Consider the following 18,662-nt stretch of genomic DNA (forward strand, 5'->3'; position numbering starts at 1 on the left):
GTATAAGACTTGTTTCCCGCGCTACGCCACCTGCGCGCGCCGCCGTTCTGCCGATCGTCTCACCCGTGCCCGCCCTGCGCCGCCCCAGCCAGTCCGTGTTATGAGTGAAAAAGTAATAACAGAAAAAACTCTCGTGCTCTTGTGTGTTAACATAAAAGCGGGAGAGCGGGACAGCGGGCGAGGGTGACTGATCTGTTTTGTGCGATGTGTCTTTGGCGCGGTTCGAGGGAGTTGACGGTTGGTCGCAGGTAGGTAGTTGGTAGATGAATAAACGACACACCGATCCGATTCCCTCAGCGTTGTGTTCGGCGTGTGCGCCGCACACGGATTACATCCGCAGGGGCGACCGGCGGTCGCCCGTGATTCAGGCGGCACGCCGCGACCATCTCTAGCGCAATTACGATCGGCGGTAGGCGTCCCGATTGCGGGCAGTATTCCCTTCCGAGACGGAGTCGTCACGGGTGAACGCTGGCGTCGGGGTCCGGGTTCGTCACGGGTGAACGCTGGCGTCGGGGTCCGGGTTCGTCACGGGCGACCTGCCAGTCGCCCTTATCCGAATTTATAAACGGGTTGCGGACGCGTTGAATAGACCGCGGAGAGAATCGGAGTGGCGGGTCGTTTTTAACATCTAATTGTCTGATCGTCCGATCGTCTGATCGTCTGATCGTCTGATCGTCCAATCGTCTGATCGTCCAATCGTCCAATCGTCTGATCGTCCAATCGTCCGATCGTCTGATCGTCCAATCGTCTTATCATCTGATCGTCCGTTGAGCCCGCGAAGCGGGCGACATTCACCAACCCACGCCGTGAGGCGTGGGACACGACGCGGCATCGAAGTCCACAGAGCCCCGCGAAGCGGGGCGGCATTCCAGGACGTTGAGTCTTGGGAACACATCTTCCGTGAGAACACCAGAACGAATGACCGGAATTTCTTCTGCAGTTTACACGTGCACCCTCACCCCGGCTTCTCCCGTTCCGGGCGAGGGTGACTGATCTGTTTTGTGCGGTGTGTCTTTGGTGTGGTTCGCGGCGGTGTCGGGCGACCGTTGTTACGGATGTTCCGATTCTGAAAGCAGCATCACCTTGACAGAAGATGACCCACTGCCCATCGACGTTGCGCTTTCATCCTCTGGATTGCGCAGAAAACGTTCAATCGTCGATTTCTCTGTATACCCCAGGAATACACCGTCTGAAAGTCGGTACTGCATCTCGGTCCGCGTGGTGAGACTCATGAGCAATGTGGCGCTGCTTCCTGCTGAAGCAAGACCCTCCTTCTTTTCGGTCCGTACCTCGAAGCGTTTGCACGGTATCGTATCGCGATACATCGCGCGATCGAGTGAATACTCATTCCTTGTCAAGGAAGCCCCGGGCAGCCGCCCAGGCATCCTTCCACCCGCAGTGGAGTTCTCGCCTGAATCGTACACGGAGTCCCGCCACGCCGCACCCTCAGTCCGGTCTGCGGCATCGGGCAGAACGGGAAAGATTTTGCTGATCGTCAGTTTGAGGCGTGTTTCATCGGAGACGGACCAGCTACGCGAATACACAGTTCCCGGCGGTACGGACCGCGACTCGAAGGATTTCTGGCTTTCAGACTTTTCAAGTATTTCACCTTCGAGCAGTTCCCCGCGAGGGGAGAGTCGCACGCGGAACTTCGGGGTCACATCGGCATACGTCGCGTGGTATTGCGCCGCGTTGCGGACGGGCATACCATCAGCACTCTGGGAGGTGACAGTGCCCGATACGCCGGGCATTTCGCGTGTGACCCTATCGCCAGCGATGGAATCCCGAGGGCCGTATCCTTGTCTGGTTACCGTACAGAATAACGTTGCATTTCCCTGACCGTCGACGTTCTCCACATCCACCTTCAACTCGATTACGTGAACGAAGGAATTCTCGGAAGCCGCCTCGTTCTGAACATCATTCTGGTCTTGCACGTAATTATATACATACCACGTGCCTGGACTGAAAGTGTATCGCACAGCCTGCTCCTGCGCCAAGGCTGTACACGCAAGCAGCGATACCCATACCATGCACCACTTCATTCGATTCTCCATAAGCAAATATAGTGCGCCGTGGACCAGACTGAGAGTGTGCAACCGCGTCCACTTCGCCTCCAACCTACGCAACCTGAAAAAAAAAACAACTTCCTGTATCACACTTCCTGCACTATTACATCACCGTTCCGAATGAGGTAACGCTGTCCACTCGATGTCTTGACTGCTGTGCTATTCTTTGTCCAAAAGTGTCACACTCGTTACGGTTTTACCGTTATAACGGACGACTGCCTCAGCGTTCAAGTCCGCTTTTGTAGACATTTCTGATGTCCATACTCCACGATACCCACGGTACGAGTCGTCTCGACTGTCGAATACGTTTCGTGTGTGACCGACCGCTTCATAGATGCTGATAGCGTTCGATGTCGACGAGGGAGTCTGCTGCATTCTTGAAGTCTGTTCAGAAAAAAGCAGACATGGTATGCTGTCTGAAATTGCGCCGGTCTCACAACTAAAATCACGCTGTTCTCTGGAATACGTGATTGTGCCACCACTCAAACCACCCAGTATTTTTCCTTCGCGCTGCTTATATACTGTGTCGCTCCACGCCACACCAGGGACAAGGACTTTATCGGTGGGCAATGGACGGATGAAAAGACCAATTTCGTACATCAGCGTTGCATCTATATCAAGTGGCTGAACCTCAGTATTCGGTTCTCTTCGCAACGCATCCTGTTGTTTCTGACAATCCGATTTTTCAAGAATTGCTCCAGACACATACTGCCCGTTCGGCGAAAGTACGACACGAAACTTTGGAGTGACATCCGGCCGAATGCCCATTAGTGTCAGACTTTTCTGTGAGGGCAGCTCATCAAGCGGACGCTGAACCGATCTATTCGTAACGATCAGTGTGTCTGACAACTGTCTCGCGGTGGTTCCTTGGCCCTTCCCTTTTTTCACATATCCCTGTCTGATCACAGTACACAGCAAGGTCCCATTCCCAGCGTCATCGACAGCTTCGACCTCGAAACGCATCACCACCGTGTGGACGAAGGAATCCTCGTGGGCACCATCTCTCTGCACCCACGTCTGATCGAAAACATATTCATAGACGCATGACTCGCCATTCACAAACTTGTAGTGCAATGTCGAGAACTGCCCGCATGATACTCCCGCATTAAACGCTGCGAGAATCCCGATCAAAAAGATCCGCCACCTCATGCGCTCCTCCGTTTCCGATCTGCGACCACACACACGCGTCTACACCGAAAATCACCGTATTGCGCACTGCGATCGTGTACACTGTATTCAATCCTTAAAAAATAAGACAATTTCCAGCATCACACATCGCGCACGATTCACTCGCCATACCGAGTGACATTGCATTATCCACTGGATGTCTTGACTGCTGTCCCGTCGCACCTCGACAAGCTCGGTGTGACACCGTTTCGCTGTCCCGCTGTCCCGTCGCACCTCGACAAGCTCGGTGTGACACCGTTTCGCTGTCCCGCTGTCCCGTCGCACCTCGACAAGCTCGGTGTGACACCGTTTCGCTGTCCCGCTCTCCCAACTCCCAACTCCCTACTCCTCCGCTTCGACGACGTATCCTTCCAGCAGCTCTTCGGGCATCGCGTCGAGGAAACGCGAGGGTTTGCTGAGTATGGTGCCGCTCGCGCGGTCGAAGACGTTCATGGGTGCGGTGAGGTACAGGTTCTGTTTCGCGCGGGTGCAGGCCACGTAAAAGAGGCGGCGCTCCTCCTCCATGCTTTCGACGGATTCCGCGGCGGAGGAGAGCGGGAAACGGCCGTCGAGCATGTACATCACAAAGACGGAATGCCACTCGAGGCCCTTGGCGGAGTGTATCGTTGAGAGTGTCAGGAACTCGCGTTCCTTCCCTTCGGGCTCCATGTCCTCGACACTTTCATTGGGCGGCTCGAGCGCAAGGTCCGAGAGCATGGCGCCAAGCGCGCGGTAACGCTCGGCGATGTTCTGCAACATCTCGAGATCCTTGATGCGCTTCTGATAGTCGTCGTAGCGCGCCTTCATCACGGGTTGATAGTAGGCGAGAATGCGGCCCATGATGTCCGACGGCCCGAGCCGCTGGCCCGCGGCTTCGCGGAGGGCGCCGATCATTGCGTCGAGTCCGGCCGCGCGCGACAGCGACGCGAGGCGCGCATCGGCGCTCTCGTGCAGAGGATTCACGCCACGGAGGATCTCGTCGGTGATGTGTTCGGCCGTCGCCGGACCAATGCCCTCGACGAGCAGCAGGATGCGTGTCCACGCGACGATGTCCTTCGGATTCTCGAGCACACGCAGATGCGCGAGCACATCCTTCACGTGCGCGGTCTCCATGAGTTTGAGTCCGCCGAATTTCACGTAGGGCACGTTGCTTTTGGCGAGTTCGATTTCGAGATCGAAGGACTGATACCCCGCGCGGAACAGCACGGCCATCTCGGCCAGCGCCACACCCTGCTCGCGCAGATCGAGCACCTGCTGCACGATGAAGCGCGACTGCGTGTTCTCGCTGTCCATGCGCACAAACATGGGCTTCTCGCCGCCGCCCCGATGTGTGAACAGCACCTTGGTGTACTTCTCGGCGGCACGCGCGATGATCTCGTTCGTGAGTTCGAGTATGGGCTGCGTGCTGCGGAAATTCTCCTCGAGGGTTATCACGGTACAGTCCGGAAACTGCCGCGGGAAATCCATGATGTTGCGGAAATTCGCGCCGCGGAACGCGTAGATGCTCTGCGAATCGTCGCCCACCACCATCACGTTGCCGTGCGGCTCGGCGAGGCGCTGTACGATGCGCGCCTGCAGCGCGTTGGTGTCCTGATACTCGTCGACCATCACGTGTGCGTAGCGTCCCGCGATGCGCCGCATCGCCTCCTCGTCGCTCTCCAGCAACGCAACGAGGTGCACGAGCAGGTCATCGTAGTCCATCAGGTTGTTTTGCTTTTTGTAGCCGACGTAAGCGCGCGCGAGTCCCTCGATGGGTTCGATCATCTCCGCGAACTGCGGGAAGTCGCGCAGGATCACGTGCTCGAGCGGAGTGAGCGTATTCACGGCCGCGCTGATCATCTGCCCGAGAGTCTGTTTGCGCGGGAAGCGGCGGTCCTTCGACGCGAGCCCCAGCCGTGTGCGTAACACGTTCACCACGTCTTCTGCATCGCCCTGGTCGAGAATGGAGAAGGCACTCGAGAAGCCGAGTCGTTCGGCGTTCTGGCGAAGGACCAGGTTTGCGAAGGAGTGAAAAGTGCCGCCCGCAACACGTTCGGTACGCGCGTCGAGCAGGATGGCGGCGCGGCGCAGCATTTCGCGCGCGGCCTTGCGTGTGAAAGTGAGCAGCAGAATGGCCTCGGGACGTGTACCCGACTCGATGAGCCGCGCCACACGGTACGTGAGCGTGCGCGTCTTGCCTGTGCCCGCGCCGGCAATCACCAGTGCCGGACCGCCGGCGTGTACGGCGGCCTTGTACTGCGCCTCGTTCAGCTCGTCGGCGTAACGGATTGTATACCGCGCCTCATCACCAGTGATGAGCGAGAGGCCGGTTCTGCGCAGTGTTATTTTTTTCATGAGATTCGTTCAATAATCGGACGAAAGATAGTTAGCCATGCGGCTAACTCCAAGCAATCGCTTCCAGGCGATACCCGGCGCCCAGCGCAGTGCGGCAACACCCAGCGCCACAAACGCCAGGATGGCGGTCCGCAGGACCGTTTCGATGGATGGAAATTTCGCGCGCGCATATGGGACAAAGATCACTCGTCCCTCTATGGATTCAAACACACAACGCAACGCGAAACACAACGCCACGTTTCCTCCACGGTGCAGTCTTCCGATGCGGATCGCTGAGATGTCTCTTGTCCCTGCCACACGAATCCGCTACTTTCCCTCGTATGATCCGCATCGAAGGCCTCCATAAATCATTCTCCGAGGGGAAGACGGTCCTGCGCGGTGTGAACCTCGACATCCAGACGGGCGAGACGCTCGCCATCATCGGGCAGAGCGGCTGCGGGAAGAGTGTGCTGCTGAAGCATATTATCGGACTCCTTCGTCCGGATTCAGGCAGCGTGCAGGTGGACGGCGCCGAAGTGCATACGCTGCCGGATCGCGAACTGTATGCGCTGCGCGCGCGTTTCGGTTTCCTTTTTCAGGGCGCGGCGTTGTTCGATTCGATGACAGTGGCCGAAAATGTTGCGCTGGGCCTGGTCGAGAACACTGACATGGCGGAGTCCGACATCCGTCGTATCGTCGCCGAGAAACTGGAAATGGTGGGACTCCCCGGCATCGAACGCCTCAAACCTGCCGAGCTTTCGGGTGGTATGAAAAAACGTGTGGGACTCGCACGCGCGCTCGCCACAAATCCCGACTATCTCCTCTACGACGAACCAACCACGGGCCTCGATCCCGTGATGTCGAATCAGATCGACGCTCTGATAGCCGATCTCACCGCGCGCCTCAACGTCACATCCATCGTCGTGACACACGACATGTTCAGCGTGTACACCATCGCGCACCGCGTGGCGCTGCTGCACGAGGGACGCACCTACTTCCAGGGCACCCCCGACGAGCTGCGCGCATCGCAGGACGTGGTTGTACGCGATTTCCTCGAGCGGTATAGGGTGTAGCGGCAAGAAAAAATCACACAGGAGCAAGGGAGGAAAGGAGGTTTTTTCTTGCGGCCTTCGGCCGTCACCAAAGTATCTCCCCATCTCCTACTCCCCACTCCCCTGTCCGTTTGACGCGCACGCCCTGCGCGTAAAGAGCCCTCCGCTGCGCTCCGGGCTGGAGTCGTGCGCCTTCACGCCTTTACGCCTTCACGCCTTTACGCCTTCACGCCTTTACGCCTTCACGCCTTTACGCCTTTACACCTTCACGCCTTTACGCCTTCACGGTTTGTTCGACCCGCGCCGTAATTGTACATTAGTGGCTGTTCCGCCGACCGGCGGACCCCTCCCCCGGCCAGACACAGCCGTCCCACCAGCACAGCACCCATGTACGACTTCCAGTTCAAGCCCTTCGATGAAATGACCGACGAGGACTACGCCGCCGTCGGCTTCAAGTCCGGTCTAGAAATCCATCAGCAGTTGTTCACGGAGAAGAAACTCTTCTGCCGCTGCCCTGCCGGCCGTTACAGCGACGCGTACAACGCGGAGATTCTACGCGCCATGCGTCCGACTCTGTCCGAGCTGGGTGAATACGACGGCACCGCGCTGATGGAGTTCAAAACCAAGAAAGAGATCATCTACCAGATCAATTACGAGACGGTCTGCACCTACGAGATGGACGACACGCCGCCGTTCGAACTCAACGAACAGGCCCTCGATATCGCCCTCGAGATCGCCATGTTGTACGGCTGTTCGATGGTCGACGAAATCCACATCGCCCGCAAGCAGTATCTCGACGGCAGCATCCCCACGGGTTTCCAGCGCACCACCATCGTGGGCGTCGAAGGTTCGATTCCGTATAAGGACCGCCGTGTGCAGATCATCCAGCTCGGACTCGAGGAAGACGCCTGCCGCGAAGTGAGCGATATCGGCCACCGCCGCGTGTATATCACCGACCGCCTCGGCATGCCGCTCATCGAAACCGTCACCGGACCCGACATGCGCACGCCGCTCGAGGTTGCGGAAGTGGGTGAAATCTGCCGCCGTCTCGTGCGCAGCACGGGCAAGGTGCGCACGGGCATCGGCGCGGGCAGGCAGGATGTAAACGTGAGCGTGACCGGCGGGACGCGTATCGAAATCAAAGGTGTGCCGCGCATCGCCGACATCCCCATGCTGACCTACAACGAGGCCATGCGGCAGTGGAATCTGCTGCGGCTCCGCGAGGAACTGCACCGACGCGGCATCACCGCCGAAACACTCGAGACCCGCACCGAGGACGTCACACGCGCGATTCGTAAAACGAAGTTCCGCCCCGTCGCCGAAGCCATCGAACGCGGCCTCTCGGTGAACGCCGTCGTGCTGAAAGGGTTCAAGGGCCTGCTGCTCTGGCAGACACAGACCGACACGATATTCGCCCGCGAGATTTCGGACCGCGTGCGTGTCATCGCCTGTCTCACAGAGCTGCCGAACATCGTGCACTCCGACAACGCCACCGACACACTCACCGGCTCGGAATGGATGCTGATCCGTAAGCAGACCGGCGCATCGGAGCAGGATGTGGTGGTGATCGTCTGGGGCAGTCCGGGCGACATCGAAACAGCGGCGAAGGAGATTGTGATCCGCGCACGCGAGGCGACCATCGGCATTCCGTCGGAAACACGCCAGGCGCTCGACGGCGGCATCAACGGTTTCGAACGCATACTGCCGGGTCCGGATCGCATGTATCCCGACACGGATCTGCCGCCGAAACGTATCACCGAGGAACGGCTCACAAAACTGCGCGCGCAGATCCCGGTCTTTTACTGGGAACGTGAAAACTGGTACAGGACGCTGGGCATCCCGGCCGACACCATCGCGCCGCTCGCCATATCGCGCCACGCGGATCTCTTCGAAACCGCGGTGAAAGAATGGAAGCTCGATCCCGTGCTCGTGTCCGTTGCCCTTGTGCAGCACATGAAGCGTTTGCGGCGCCGCTACAAATGGCGCAGGGATCTGTCGACCGAGGTGATGGCGGGCATACTGGCCGCCGTGCGCGACGGTCTGCTGACGAAGGACGCAGTGCTCGCGGCAATGGACGCGGCGTATCGCAGCGGTGGATTCGATGCGACCGCGCTGCCGGCGCAGGTGGGTGAAACCGACGCGGCCGCCGTCATTGCGGGTGAAGCCGAGAAACTCGCGCGCGAGACGGTCCGTTACCCGCATCGCGCACACGAAATCATTACCGGCCGTTCGCTCGGGCAACTGCGCGGACGATTCGACGCGTCGCAGTGTGCGTCGATGGTGCAACGTCTTCTGGAGGAGAAACACTGATGTCGACGAACGACGCATACAAGGGCTACCGCGGCGAGGCACTTTCCACGCTCAAGGACTACGGCGCGCAGGTATGGAGTGATGTGGAGATCCGCACCAGCGGCGGCACCTACACCGGCATCATTCTCCCCCGTTCAGAGACGGCCGATCCGAAACACATTGTCATCAAACTGCGTTCCGGGTACAACATCGGCGTGGCGGCCACGACAGTCACCAACATCGCCATCGGCGGACGCAAGGAAGCGCATTACAAGATTCCCGAGAAGGCCTTCCCGTACGATCCGGTCAAGCCGCGCGTGAAGCTGTTCGGAACAGGCGGCACCATCGCGAGCCGTCTCGACTACCGCACGGGCGCGGTGATTCCGGCCTTCTCGCCGGGCGAGTTGTACGGATCCGTGCCCGAGCTGGCCGACATCTGCAATCTCGAGACCGAAAAGTTGTACGGCGTGTTCAGCGAGAACATGGGACCCGAACAGTGGCGCGGCACCGCCGAGGCCATCGGCGCCGAGATCGAGAAGGGTGTGCAAGGCATAGTGATCGGTCACGGCACCGATACCATGCATCACACGGCGGCCATGCTCACCTTCATGGTGCAGAACTCGCCCGTGCCCATCGTGATGGTGGGGTCGCAGCGTTCGAGCGACCGTCCATCGTCGGACGCGGCGCTGAACTTGATGCACGCCGTGAAAACCGCCGCCGAGAGCGACATCGCCGAGGTGATGGTGTGTATGTTTGGTCCGACCTCGAACATGTACGGTCTGTTGCACCGCGGCACACGCGTGCGCAAAATGCATTCGAGCTACCGCTCCACCTTCCGCACCATCGGCGACATTCCTCTTGCCATGGTGAGCCGCGACAAGATCGTGCCGCTGCGTCCCGATGTGGCGCCGCGCCGCCGCGACAAACAGGTGACGATCAACACCGCCTTCGAGGAGATGGTGAGCATCGTCTATTACTACCCCAACATGCGTCCCGACATCATCGACTCACTCACCGACAACGGCTACAAAGGCATCGTGATTGCCGGCACCGGCCTCGGTCATGTGAACAAGCCGCTGTACCCCGCGATAAAGCGCGCGGCGGAAAAGGGTGTCGCGATATACATGACGGTGCAGACGCTCTGGGGATACGTGCAGATGTACGTGTACGACACCGGCCGCGACCTCATGGAACTGGGTATCGTGCCGGCCGCCAACATGCTGCCCGAAGTGGCCTACGTGAAACTCGGCTGGGCTCTCGGCCAGACGAACGATCCCGAGGAACTGCGCCGCATCATGCTGACACCCGTCGGCGGCGACATCACGGAACGCGAGCCGCACAACGGTTACCTGATTTCACAGGGCGGTATTCCGGAAGTCGAGGAATTTATCTCGCACACGTGGAAGTAGGTTTTAGGAGAAAGGAGCTAGTATCTAGGAGCTAGGAGTGAGACCGCAGGATTTTCGTCCCGCTGCTTAGCTCCTAAATCCTAACTCCTAGCTCCTCTTCTCAAGCCACGGGCAGGCAATCCCGAGCTGGATTAATTTCGCTTCCAGCTCCTCGCGTTCAACGTGCCGTTTCAGCGGCTCGCCGGGAGGCGGCAGCATGCCGAGATCGCGGAGCCGCACGAGCGCTTCCTCCGCGCGGCCGTTCGCGAGCAGGCCGATGATCTCTATATCGAGGCGTGAGATTTCGAGGGCGTTGAGACGGTAATCCTCGAAGGCCTCCCAAGTCAGCGGACACCAGCGGCGCACGATCTCGCGTCCGATGATAGTGGCATATGCCCGAACTTCGAGCTGCGCGTGCGCGTCCATACGAAGTGCGAGGAAGTGCAGCAGATTGTGCAGGTCGATCTTCCAATACGCCTCGGTGTAAGTGGAGAGCGGCAGGTCCTTGCGCGCCTGTTCGCGGGCTATACCGGCGGCGATGCGGCGGTCGTAAAGATCCCGCGCCGACTGGTGAAAGGCCTGCTCTTCACGCGTCAGATCCTCGCCCTGCACCGCGTCCACAAATCCTTCGCTGCCCTGTTTGTTCGAGGCGCTCTGGAAGCGCCACTCGCCGGGAAGTGTGCCCTGCATCGCATCGATGGCGATGGAGTAGCGTGTCGAGTACTCGTTCACGTTTGCGGTGCGGTGCCGTATCCATTGCCTCCACGTGTCCATGGGGACGCGCACGTGCAATTTTAATTCACACATCTCGAAGGGTGTGCTGTGACGGTGCCGCATGAGATAACGGATCAGGCCGCGGTCCTCGAGCCGTTTCTTCGTGCCCGCGCCATACGAGACACGCGCCGCCTGCACGATGGAGGAATCGGATCCCATATAATCGACCACGCGGACAAATCCGTCGTCCAATACAGGATACGGAATTCCGAGTATCTGGTCCATTTCTTCCACACGCAGCCGTTCAAGCTGCTCGAATGCCGGTTTCTCAGCCATGAATTTCAGAAGGTTTCAGGAGGAAAAGCCACGGAGTGGCGGGAAAATCGAATCTACCTGAATTCATTCTTCGAACAAAATCTGCGAGGGACTGATCTCCAGATGCACCTCCTCCTCACCGTGAAACACCATTAACCTCGCTTCGACAGGTGTTCAGAAATGCAATAAAATCCGGGAGGTGTACAGTTTCGAAACAACGGCTTTTCTAGCAAAAAACACTGAATTCGCGATTTTTCGCCAAAATGTGCAATTATTTCACGTAAAATTTTTGGCCTGCGAATTGATGAAATATCTGCGTTCACACGTGATACAATGTTGCACACGACGATTTTCAGGTCAAACAACACATGAAAGCTTCCCTTCTGGTTCTGATTTTCCTCTGCTGCGCCGCGCCGCTCTTCGCGCAGTCGGCCACAGTGAAGACCGATTCCGATACGCTGCTTTGTGTGGTTGCCGCACCTGCGCAGGCCGCCGGCAACACTTGCATCGCCGTTGCACCGAATGCGTGTGACACGTCCATTGACACCAGTGCCGTATCCGCCTCCGCTTCAATGCGCGAAGAAGACTACAGCGCGGGTGCAAGCACCATACTTGCCACAAAAAAAATCTGCTGGCTCCCCTTCAAACGCGCCACATTTTCCTGATACACACTCTGACGTCCTTCGAAATGGAAACACGCATCAATACAGCCCCTGAAAGCACAAGCAGCACAAGCAGCACGCTTGCGGGCGTTTCCATGCCGTCGGACTCCGCAGTTTCGATTTCGGCTCACGCACGACACAGCACACTGGCGACAGAGGCAAGCAGCCATACCGGAGCCGGTGTCGCACTTCAGCATACGGCTCTGGACGTTCGGTTTGCACAGCATTCCTCACTTTCCGGCCCACACCCTGCACCTGCGATAACACGGCCGCGCGCCGCGAACAGCCCCCATCTTTTTTCGCACGAGGATATCATGGACGATTTTGCTTCGGTTGCACATAAGGACAGCGACTCCTGGATCGATGAAGCGGCGAAGGACCTTGCCGAGCGCGACCTGCTGGCGCTTGCTGCCATGCCCGAGAAAAATCCGGACCCGATCCTGGAAATCGCACTCGACGGCGCGCTGACCTTCTGCAATGCCGCCGCCCGCAGGGCCTTCCCGAACATCCTCGTCGAAGGACATTCCCACGCGGTCCTGCGCGGCATGTTTGCGTGTATCGACCGGCTGACCGCGGGCATCTCCGACGAAGAGACACGCATTGTCACGGCGGCCGGTTCGATGTGGGAACAGCGCTTTGTCTTCCACCCCGTCTCCCGCCGCGTGCGTGTATTTCACCACGACGTGACTGCCCTGAAGCGCCTCGAAAAGGAAAACCAGGAACTGAAGCAGCAGCTCGACCAGCTTCGGATGCAGACCTTCCATAACGCGCAGACCCTCGACCACGAACTGCGTTCAGAATTGAACATCATTATCGGGTATGCGCAGCTCCTGAGCGAGGCCGCCCGCGAAAAGACCGATCTCGATCCCGCGCAACTGACCCCGTACATCGAATTCGCGGGCGAACGTATTTCCGAGCTGCTGGATGCATATACACTTACGACGGACAAGGACGCGCCGGTGCCCGGCGGCACTGTCGACATCCCGCTCGCAGTCCTTCCCGCAGTGTGACACCCCAGGGATCTACCCTCCTTTTTTCTCCGTGCCCATAAAAAGAACGCGCCGGGAGTGATGGCCCGGCGCGTTCGATTTTTATTGTGTATTGCCGATGAGAATCAGAGCCGCGTGGTGATTCCCGCGAGCACCTGCAGACCGGTGAATTCCTTCTGCATCGTGAACAGATATTCCTTGAACGTCACAACCTGATACTTGCCCGTGAGGTTGATACCGAACGCGGGCGTAATGAAGAAATCGACTCCCGCGTGGACGTACCCGCCGAAGGCGAAGAGCGTCTTGTCCTTGTTGTGTTTGGTGCGCAGGGGCTGCAGTCCCACGATTTCCGTTGTGCCCGAGACGCCCACGTACCCGCCCACACCCGCGCCAGCAAAGGGCTGAATGGGGCCTTCGGGGATGACGGTCACCGAGAGTCCGACAGTGATGGGCACGATGGCGGCCCATGCATCAGCTTCCTGCACGAGTGCGGGATCGTTGATCTGCTCGCTGAATTTGAAGGCATACGACGAATACCAGCCACCGAGCGAGAAGTCGAAGGTCAGCGGACGGCCGATATCGTAGCGATAGTGGAAGTCGAGTCCCACCGCCTGCGACTGATCGATCTGCTGTTTGTCGATGTTGTCGTTGGTGAAGGTCTTTTCATGATCCTTCGGGAACCAGAGGCCCGCGCGGACGGAGAAAAGATCCAGGCTGCGACCGCGTTCCACCACGACGGTTCTTTCCTGGGCCAAGGAGCTTCCTGCGAGCATTGCCGCAAGAACGAGTGTGTACACTGCTGTTTTCATATCATTGATCCGTTCTGTGAGGGAGAATGTTATCGATTAGTGTTCCGATTCTGCAATGACACACACGCGCGATCCGGGCGCGGTGTCGACAGGCTCGTCCTTTGGGGGATTGAGGCGGATGAGCGCCTGGGGGTCGTGCGCCTGCAGGCCGATGGCCACTTCGCCGCGGGCCGCTGCGGCATACATCACGTCGCGAAACGTCGCATGTGTGCCGACTACGTACCAGGCGGCGGGTTTGCAGTATACCTCGGCGCCGCTCTCGTCGAGCAGATCGCGGAGAATGTCGTCGAGGGCGGGTTCGCGGCTGATCTGCGCGATCATCTTGCTGATCAGTTCGTTGGTGATCACCACGTCGCGCGCGCAGCCCGCGGCTTCGGCAAGACGCCGGTTCGCGGGGTTCCGTATCTCGGCCACCAGATGTCCGCATCCGGTGACACGCGTATCGCGCATCGACTGCAGAAGCAGCAGCGTCATGATTACGCGTGTGTCGAGTTCATCAAAGTTCGCGTGCGGCATGTGCTCACCCAGCACGATCACCGCGTCGTAACTTTCGGGATGCAGATTTTCGAGCACGCCGGGAAGCAGGTAGTCGTGATGCAGGACCTCGACGCGCAGCATGTCGTACTCCCCTTCCAGCGGAAGTGCCGTCGAGTCGTCCGGCGCGGTGGTGCTCGCCACAAGCACCTGCGCGGTGCGGCCGGTGCTGCGCGCATACCCGTGCAGTTCGGTCAGTATGCGGCGCAGTTTCGGATCGTAGCCGAGGATGAGGAAGCGGGATTTGACCGGCGTCTCGGACTCATGCGCCGTGACAGGCGCCGCCACTGTTATGATGCCGGCTTCGGCCTCCTCCGGCAGCACGGGTTCGGTACGTGCGTTCTCCGCGAGCAGGATGATGCGACTGCCGTCGGGGAGCCGTCGGCTGCCCTGCTCGGCCGAGGCGAGCAGGCAGGTCCGTCCGTCGTGAATGTATCCGACGGGGATCGCCTCGGGGAAGGCCGTGATGATACGCGCCCAGGGTTCACCGTCGAGTTCCGGAAAGCGATGGACGTACAGCTCGTGCCCGTCGTGGCCGAGCAGTTCGTTGTACACCTCGATCATGCGGCGGTCGCGCGCAGTCTGCAGAAGGATTTTCGCCACGTAGTCCGAGGGCTGCACGATTTTCACCTGCACGGTCGAATCGATCGCGCGAATGATGCGGTGAAATTCCGGCCTCTCGATTTCGGCGATCACCACAGGCGCGTGCGCCGAGCCGCGGCGGTCGGCGCGTAATGCATGCACCACGGTGATGGCGCTTTTTATCGCCTGCGTGTCGGCGTCGATGTCGGGATCGTCGGGACGCAACACGATGATAACGCGCGCGGTCTCGATCGAGAGCCGGTCGAGCGCGTCGGGATCGGTCGGCGCGCCGGTTCGGAGCACCCATCGTAGCGACGCGCGGGGTTTGCCGAAGGCCGAGCGCAACTCCGCTTCCATTTCGTCGACGGGACGCTGCGCGAGCAGCACAAATACGGTGCGCTCGTGCCCGAAGCCCTGCACCAGCTCGCTGACTATCGGGAAAATCTTCTCGCTCCAGCCGAGCAATACCACGTGATCACTCTCGATGACACGCGACGTGCCGCGGCGTATGCTCTCGAGCCGCGCGGCGATGCGCGAGCCGACAAGTCCGATGACACCGGCAAAGACGAGATAGTTGACGAGAGTGAGAATGGTCGAGAACACCTGGTCCACCGTCCGTGTCTCGATCCAGTACGTGTCGAAGATGTGTGTCAGGACCCACCAGAAACGGACCCACATCCAACCCGGTCCGTCATGCGCGGCAGGCAAGGTGAAATCGCTGCCTGGCAGCACCAGCAGCAATTCCGCCAGAATCGAAAAGACCACGATGAGCCCCGCCACGAGCGCAAAGGCGATCGTGACCTGCAGCGCAAAGCCCGACTGAAAGAATTGGTCGGCTTTATACCGCAGTCGATCCCGGAATGACGGGGCAGCCAAAGGTCAGATCAGTTTGTCGCGTAATTCGTCGAGAAGTTCGCGCAGCCGCGGAATGTCCTGATACGCAACGTCACAGTTCATACATTCGGCGAGCACGCGCACGGTACAGTTGCCGTCGTTGGTGAATTTGATGAGCACGCGGTAGGGATAATCCGCTTCAAGATCCTTCGGGTATCTCCATTCGGTGCGCAAGAAGCCGTTCTTCTGGTCCACAACCTCGAAGAGGTAACCGGCCTCGATAAGCGTGTTCCGCACCACACCCCAGGCCTTGGGAAAACTGATCTCGTCGCGGGCCTGGAGCACGGTCCATCTCTTCGTCTCTGTCGTCGCCATGTCGGCGGAACATCCGTTGAGGAAGGCGGCGATGGCGATCACAGCGCCGGCAAGAAAGAGCGGAACTCTGCGCATGGGAATTTCCAGTATTCAGTGGTGTAAAACACAAACATACGCCACCTTCCCCACTCTTTCAAGCGTGAGGGACTATGCAGTGAATCGTGGTGGAAATGTGCGTGTGCTTCCGAACGTGCCCTGCGCGTACCATAAAATAACGGACTGTATAGTCTGATATTCAGCGCGGAATGTGTATACGTCCGGCGAGCAGCGCCGGTCTGCGACGCACCGTCCACGCAGCGGCGGCGCAGAGTCCGCCAAGCGGGAGCACAACATACCATGGCTGCATGTCGAGGTAACTCAGCGCGAGCCCCTGCCCTGATACGATGGAAACGATCAGCGTCGCAAGCGCCGACGCGGCAACAACTGCGGCGCCCGCATCGATGGCAAACGCGGCGGCCAGGGGTGAGCCGCTTCTCGACCGCAGCAGGAACACACCGGCAACGGCGCCGAAGATCGAGACGAGCAGTTTCGCGAACGCCTCCGCAAACATCACGAGGGCGGGCCAGGTCAGCTCGCCGAAATGTGTATCGACCAGCATTGCCGCCGCGTAATAGACCACAAGGACGGACCAGATGAGCGTGTACGCCGTGGCGAAAGTGCCCGGCGCTGTTTCGATGCGCGCGGAGGATGCGGACGGATCAGTGATAGTGGTCATCGTAAATAATTCAGATGGTGGATCAATGCTGGAGCAGGGGCACAAGTCGAAGACGGTCGCCGTGGCGCACTTCGAGAAGTGTCGCTTTGTATCCGATAATATTCACGGGCAGCGCAAGGTGCAAGACACGCTCCGATCCCTGCAGCTCTGCATCATGCAGCACGGCCATTTCCCGTCCGGCGATATCGAGCAGTCGGATGCGCAGCACGCCGTGAAGTGCTTCGCCGAAGTGCAGAGTGACGGCCTCCCTGGCGGGGTTCGGGTACACGTCGAGCGAGAGTTCGACGGGCATGTCAGTAACGCCGATTCCGTTGGGTGCCGCGCCCTCCACCGCACCGATGGAGCGTGGATCCGTGAAGGCACGGCCGTGGAAATCGAACACCGGGTCGGTGCTGCGAACCCCGCGGCCGATGGCGGGCGAGGTGGAACGTAGTGCCGATCCCGGCTGGTTGATGTCCACGATTTCCGGATCGCGGCCCAACAGACCGCCCTGTTCGGCCGTTGGGAGATTCGGTCCCGGCCATGATTGTGCGTCGCGGTTGTACCACAGGTTGCCCGCAAACAGGAAGGTGTTCGGGGCGGTGTTGGGTCCGACATTGACGCTCGGATTCGACGCGGCATTGTCGATGTAGACGATGTTGTTCACAAACATATTTTCGCCGCACGGCAGGAAACGCGGCGCGGTCGATTCCTGAAGAATGCGCATGACCCACTTGCGCGGACGGATGATGGTATTGTTGACCACGGCACAGCGCACCGCTCCGACATACGCGATAGGCGCGACCGCGCCCGTGAACCAGTTCGACATAACGGCGATCTCGGAGGCCTCGTAGGCCGCGTCAATGGGCCGGAAAAAGGCCTCGCCGGTTGATCCCCCGATATTGATCGCGCGCTCGCCTCCTTCGAGGAACTGGTTCCTTTCGATGCGTATCTGCGAGGTGCCGCCTTTCGCCTGTATACAATTGGATCCGCCGGCGGTGAACACGTTTCCTGCAAAGATCCCGTTGTGGCAGCCAACCATGTCCACCATGCTTCCGCCCGCCGATCCGTTGGAGAATCGGCAGTCGCGAATTTCGAAATAGTCCACTCCCGACATTTTTAACTGGTCGTTATTGCCGGTCGCATTCATTCTGCCCCAGGAACAATTGCTGATGACGATGTGATGCGCGGGGGTGTCGTAGGTGCCGCCGTCGTCGATGTTCACACCGTTGCCACTCTGTCCCGCGAAAGCGAGCCCGATGATGCGGACGTAGGCAGGATCGGTGAAGTGTATCGCTTCCGATCCACCCTCGAACACCACCTGTCCCGGCGTCTCCGCGAGGATGGTGATGTAGGCATCTGTTCGTCCGGCAAGGCCGGTGATGTACTGACCGCCCGCGTGGCTGCCATTGCTGATGCGTATCGTGTCGCCGGGCAGTGCCGTGGCTGCAGCCGACTGCAGTGTCGCGAACGTCCTGCCCGGTCCGACATCAAGAATGCGGGCCGAAGCCGGTATAGTCATACAACAAAGAAGCAGGACAATGTATTTCATGGTCTGTATCCTCCGGTAATAAGCGTGGAAGGTACAGGATACTTGTCTGCTGCTCAAATTGTTGCATTGTGCGGAGAACGGTTAACGGGAAACGGTTATCGAGGAAAGGGGAAAAATCTGATGAAAAGTGTGTCTCCCGCTGTCCCGCTCTCCCGCTGTCCCGCTCTCCCGCTGTCCCGCTGTCCCGCTCTCCCGCTGTCCCGCTCTCCCGCTGTCCCGCTCTCCCGCTGTCCCGCTCTCCCGCTGTCCCGCTCTCCCGCTGTCCCGCTCTCCCGCTGTCCCGCTCTCCCGCTGTCCCGCTCTCCCGCTCTCCAACGCGGCGTTAGA

At 59.3% G+C, this 18,662-nt stretch carries 15 protein-coding genes; 5 read left to right on the plus strand and 10 right to left on the minus strand.

Translation table 11 applies throughout. From position 1 onward, the window contains the following. Positions 1 to 1,049 precede the first annotated feature (1,049 nt). The 4 genes from HY962_08015 to HY962_08030 all read right to left on the minus strand — a co-directional run bounded on the left by HY962_08015 (position 1,050) and on the right by HY962_08030 (position 5,804). Positions 1,050 to 1,706, minus strand: coding sequence for a hypothetical protein (locus HY962_08015; protein MBI5646864.1), 657 nt, complete (start codon positions 1,704 to 1,706; stop codon positions 1,050 to 1,052). Positions 1,707 to 2,225: 519 nt separating this feature from the next. Continuing rightward, positions 2,226 to 3,215 carry a hypothetical protein gene (locus tag HY962_08020; GenBank protein ID MBI5646865.1) on the minus strand — a complete coding sequence of 330 codons (990 nt, stop codon included), beginning with the start codon at positions 3,213 to 3,215 and terminating at the stop codon, positions 2,226 to 2,228. A gap of 360 nt (positions 3,216 to 3,575) precedes the next feature. Next, the gene (locus HY962_08025; GenBank protein ID MBI5646866.1) at positions 3,576 to 5,567 is read right to left on the minus strand and encodes an ATP-dependent helicase; all 1,992 of its coding nucleotides are present in this window, start codon (positions 5,565 to 5,567) and stop codon (positions 3,576 to 3,578) included. A gap of 9 nt (positions 5,568 to 5,576) precedes the next feature. Further along, positions 5,577 to 5,804, minus strand: coding sequence for a hypothetical protein (locus HY962_08030; protein MBI5646867.1), 228 nt, complete (start codon positions 5,802 to 5,804; stop codon positions 5,577 to 5,579). A gap of 83 nt (positions 5,805 to 5,887) precedes the next feature. On the opposite strand from HY962_08030, the gene HY962_08035 reads away from it, so the two are divergent. The 3 genes from HY962_08035 to gatD all read left to right on the plus strand — a co-directional run bounded on the left by HY962_08035 (position 5,888) and on the right by gatD (position 10,296). Then, the gene (locus HY962_08035) at positions 5,888 to 6,619 is read left to right on the plus strand and encodes an ABC transporter ATP-binding protein (protein MBI5646868.1); all 732 of its coding nucleotides are present in this window, start codon (positions 5,888 to 5,890) and stop codon (positions 6,617 to 6,619) included. Between the two features lie 366 nt (positions 6,620 to 6,985). Further along, positions 6,986 to 8,908, plus strand: a complete 1,923-nt coding sequence (gene gatE, locus HY962_08040) for a Glu-tRNA(Gln) amidotransferase subunit GatE (protein MBI5646869.1) — start codon at positions 6,986 to 6,988, stop codon at positions 8,906 to 8,908. Beyond that, a complete protein-coding gene (gene gatD / locus HY962_08045) occupies positions 8,908 to 10,296 on the plus strand; it encodes a Glu-tRNA(Gln) amidotransferase subunit GatD (protein ID MBI5646870.1) in 1,389 nt (462 codons plus the stop codon). The genes gatE and gatD overlap by 1 nt, the downstream gene beginning before the upstream one ends. Before the next feature lie 87 nt (positions 10,297 to 10,383). Here the strand turns inward: gatD and HY962_08050 are convergent, their stop codons facing one another. Next, on the minus strand, positions 10,384 to 11,325 hold the full coding sequence (locus tag HY962_08050; GenBank protein MBI5646871.1) for an FAD-dependent thymidylate synthase: 942 nt from the start codon (positions 11,323 to 11,325) through the stop codon (positions 10,384 to 10,386). 347 nt (positions 11,326 to 11,672) lie between these two features. Here HY962_08050 and HY962_08055 point away from each other — a divergent pair, with 347 nt between their 5' ends. Both HY962_08055 and HY962_08060 read left to right on the plus strand, forming a co-directional pair. Then, a complete protein-coding gene (locus HY962_08055) occupies positions 11,673 to 11,969 on the plus strand; it encodes a hypothetical protein (GenBank protein ID MBI5646872.1) in 297 nt (98 codons plus the stop codon). A 311-nt stretch (positions 11,970 to 12,280) separates the two neighbouring features. Continuing rightward, positions 12,281 to 12,976 carry a hypothetical protein gene (locus HY962_08060; GenBank protein ID MBI5646873.1) on the plus strand — a complete coding sequence of 232 codons (696 nt, stop codon included), beginning with the start codon at positions 12,281 to 12,283 and terminating at the stop codon, positions 12,974 to 12,976. Between the two features lie 104 nt (positions 12,977 to 13,080). Here the strand turns inward: HY962_08060 and HY962_08065 are convergent, their stop codons facing one another. The 5 genes from HY962_08065 to HY962_08085 all read right to left on the minus strand — a co-directional run bounded on the left by HY962_08065 (position 13,081) and on the right by HY962_08085 (position 18,335). Next, complete coding sequence (locus tag HY962_08065) at positions 13,081 to 13,764, minus strand: outer membrane beta-barrel protein (GenBank protein MBI5646874.1); 684 nt, start codon at positions 13,762 to 13,764, stop codon at positions 13,081 to 13,083. 36 nt (positions 13,765 to 13,800) lie between these two features. Next, positions 13,801 to 15,756, minus strand: coding sequence for a hypothetical protein (locus HY962_08070; GenBank protein MBI5646875.1), 1,956 nt, complete (start codon positions 15,754 to 15,756; stop codon positions 13,801 to 13,803). Between the two features lie 3 nt (positions 15,757 to 15,759). After that, positions 15,760 to 16,164 carry a hypothetical protein gene (locus tag HY962_08075; protein MBI5646876.1) on the minus strand — a complete coding sequence of 135 codons (405 nt, stop codon included), beginning with the start codon at positions 16,162 to 16,164 and terminating at the stop codon, positions 15,760 to 15,762. A gap of 160 nt (positions 16,165 to 16,324) precedes the next feature. Beyond that, positions 16,325 to 16,804, minus strand: a complete 480-nt coding sequence (locus HY962_08080; GenBank protein MBI5646877.1) for a hypothetical protein — start codon at positions 16,802 to 16,804, stop codon at positions 16,325 to 16,327. Positions 16,805 to 16,826: 22 nt separating this feature from the next. Continuing rightward, a complete protein-coding gene (locus tag HY962_08085; GenBank protein ID MBI5646878.1) occupies positions 16,827 to 18,335 on the minus strand; it encodes a right-handed parallel beta-helix repeat-containing protein in 1,509 nt (502 codons plus the stop codon). Positions 18,336 to 18,662 lie beyond the last annotated feature (327 nt).

The organism is Ignavibacteriota bacterium, assembly GCA_016218045.1.
Taxonomy (GTDB): domain Bacteria; phylum Bacteroidota; class Ignavibacteria; order SZUA-365; family SZUA-365; genus JACRFB01.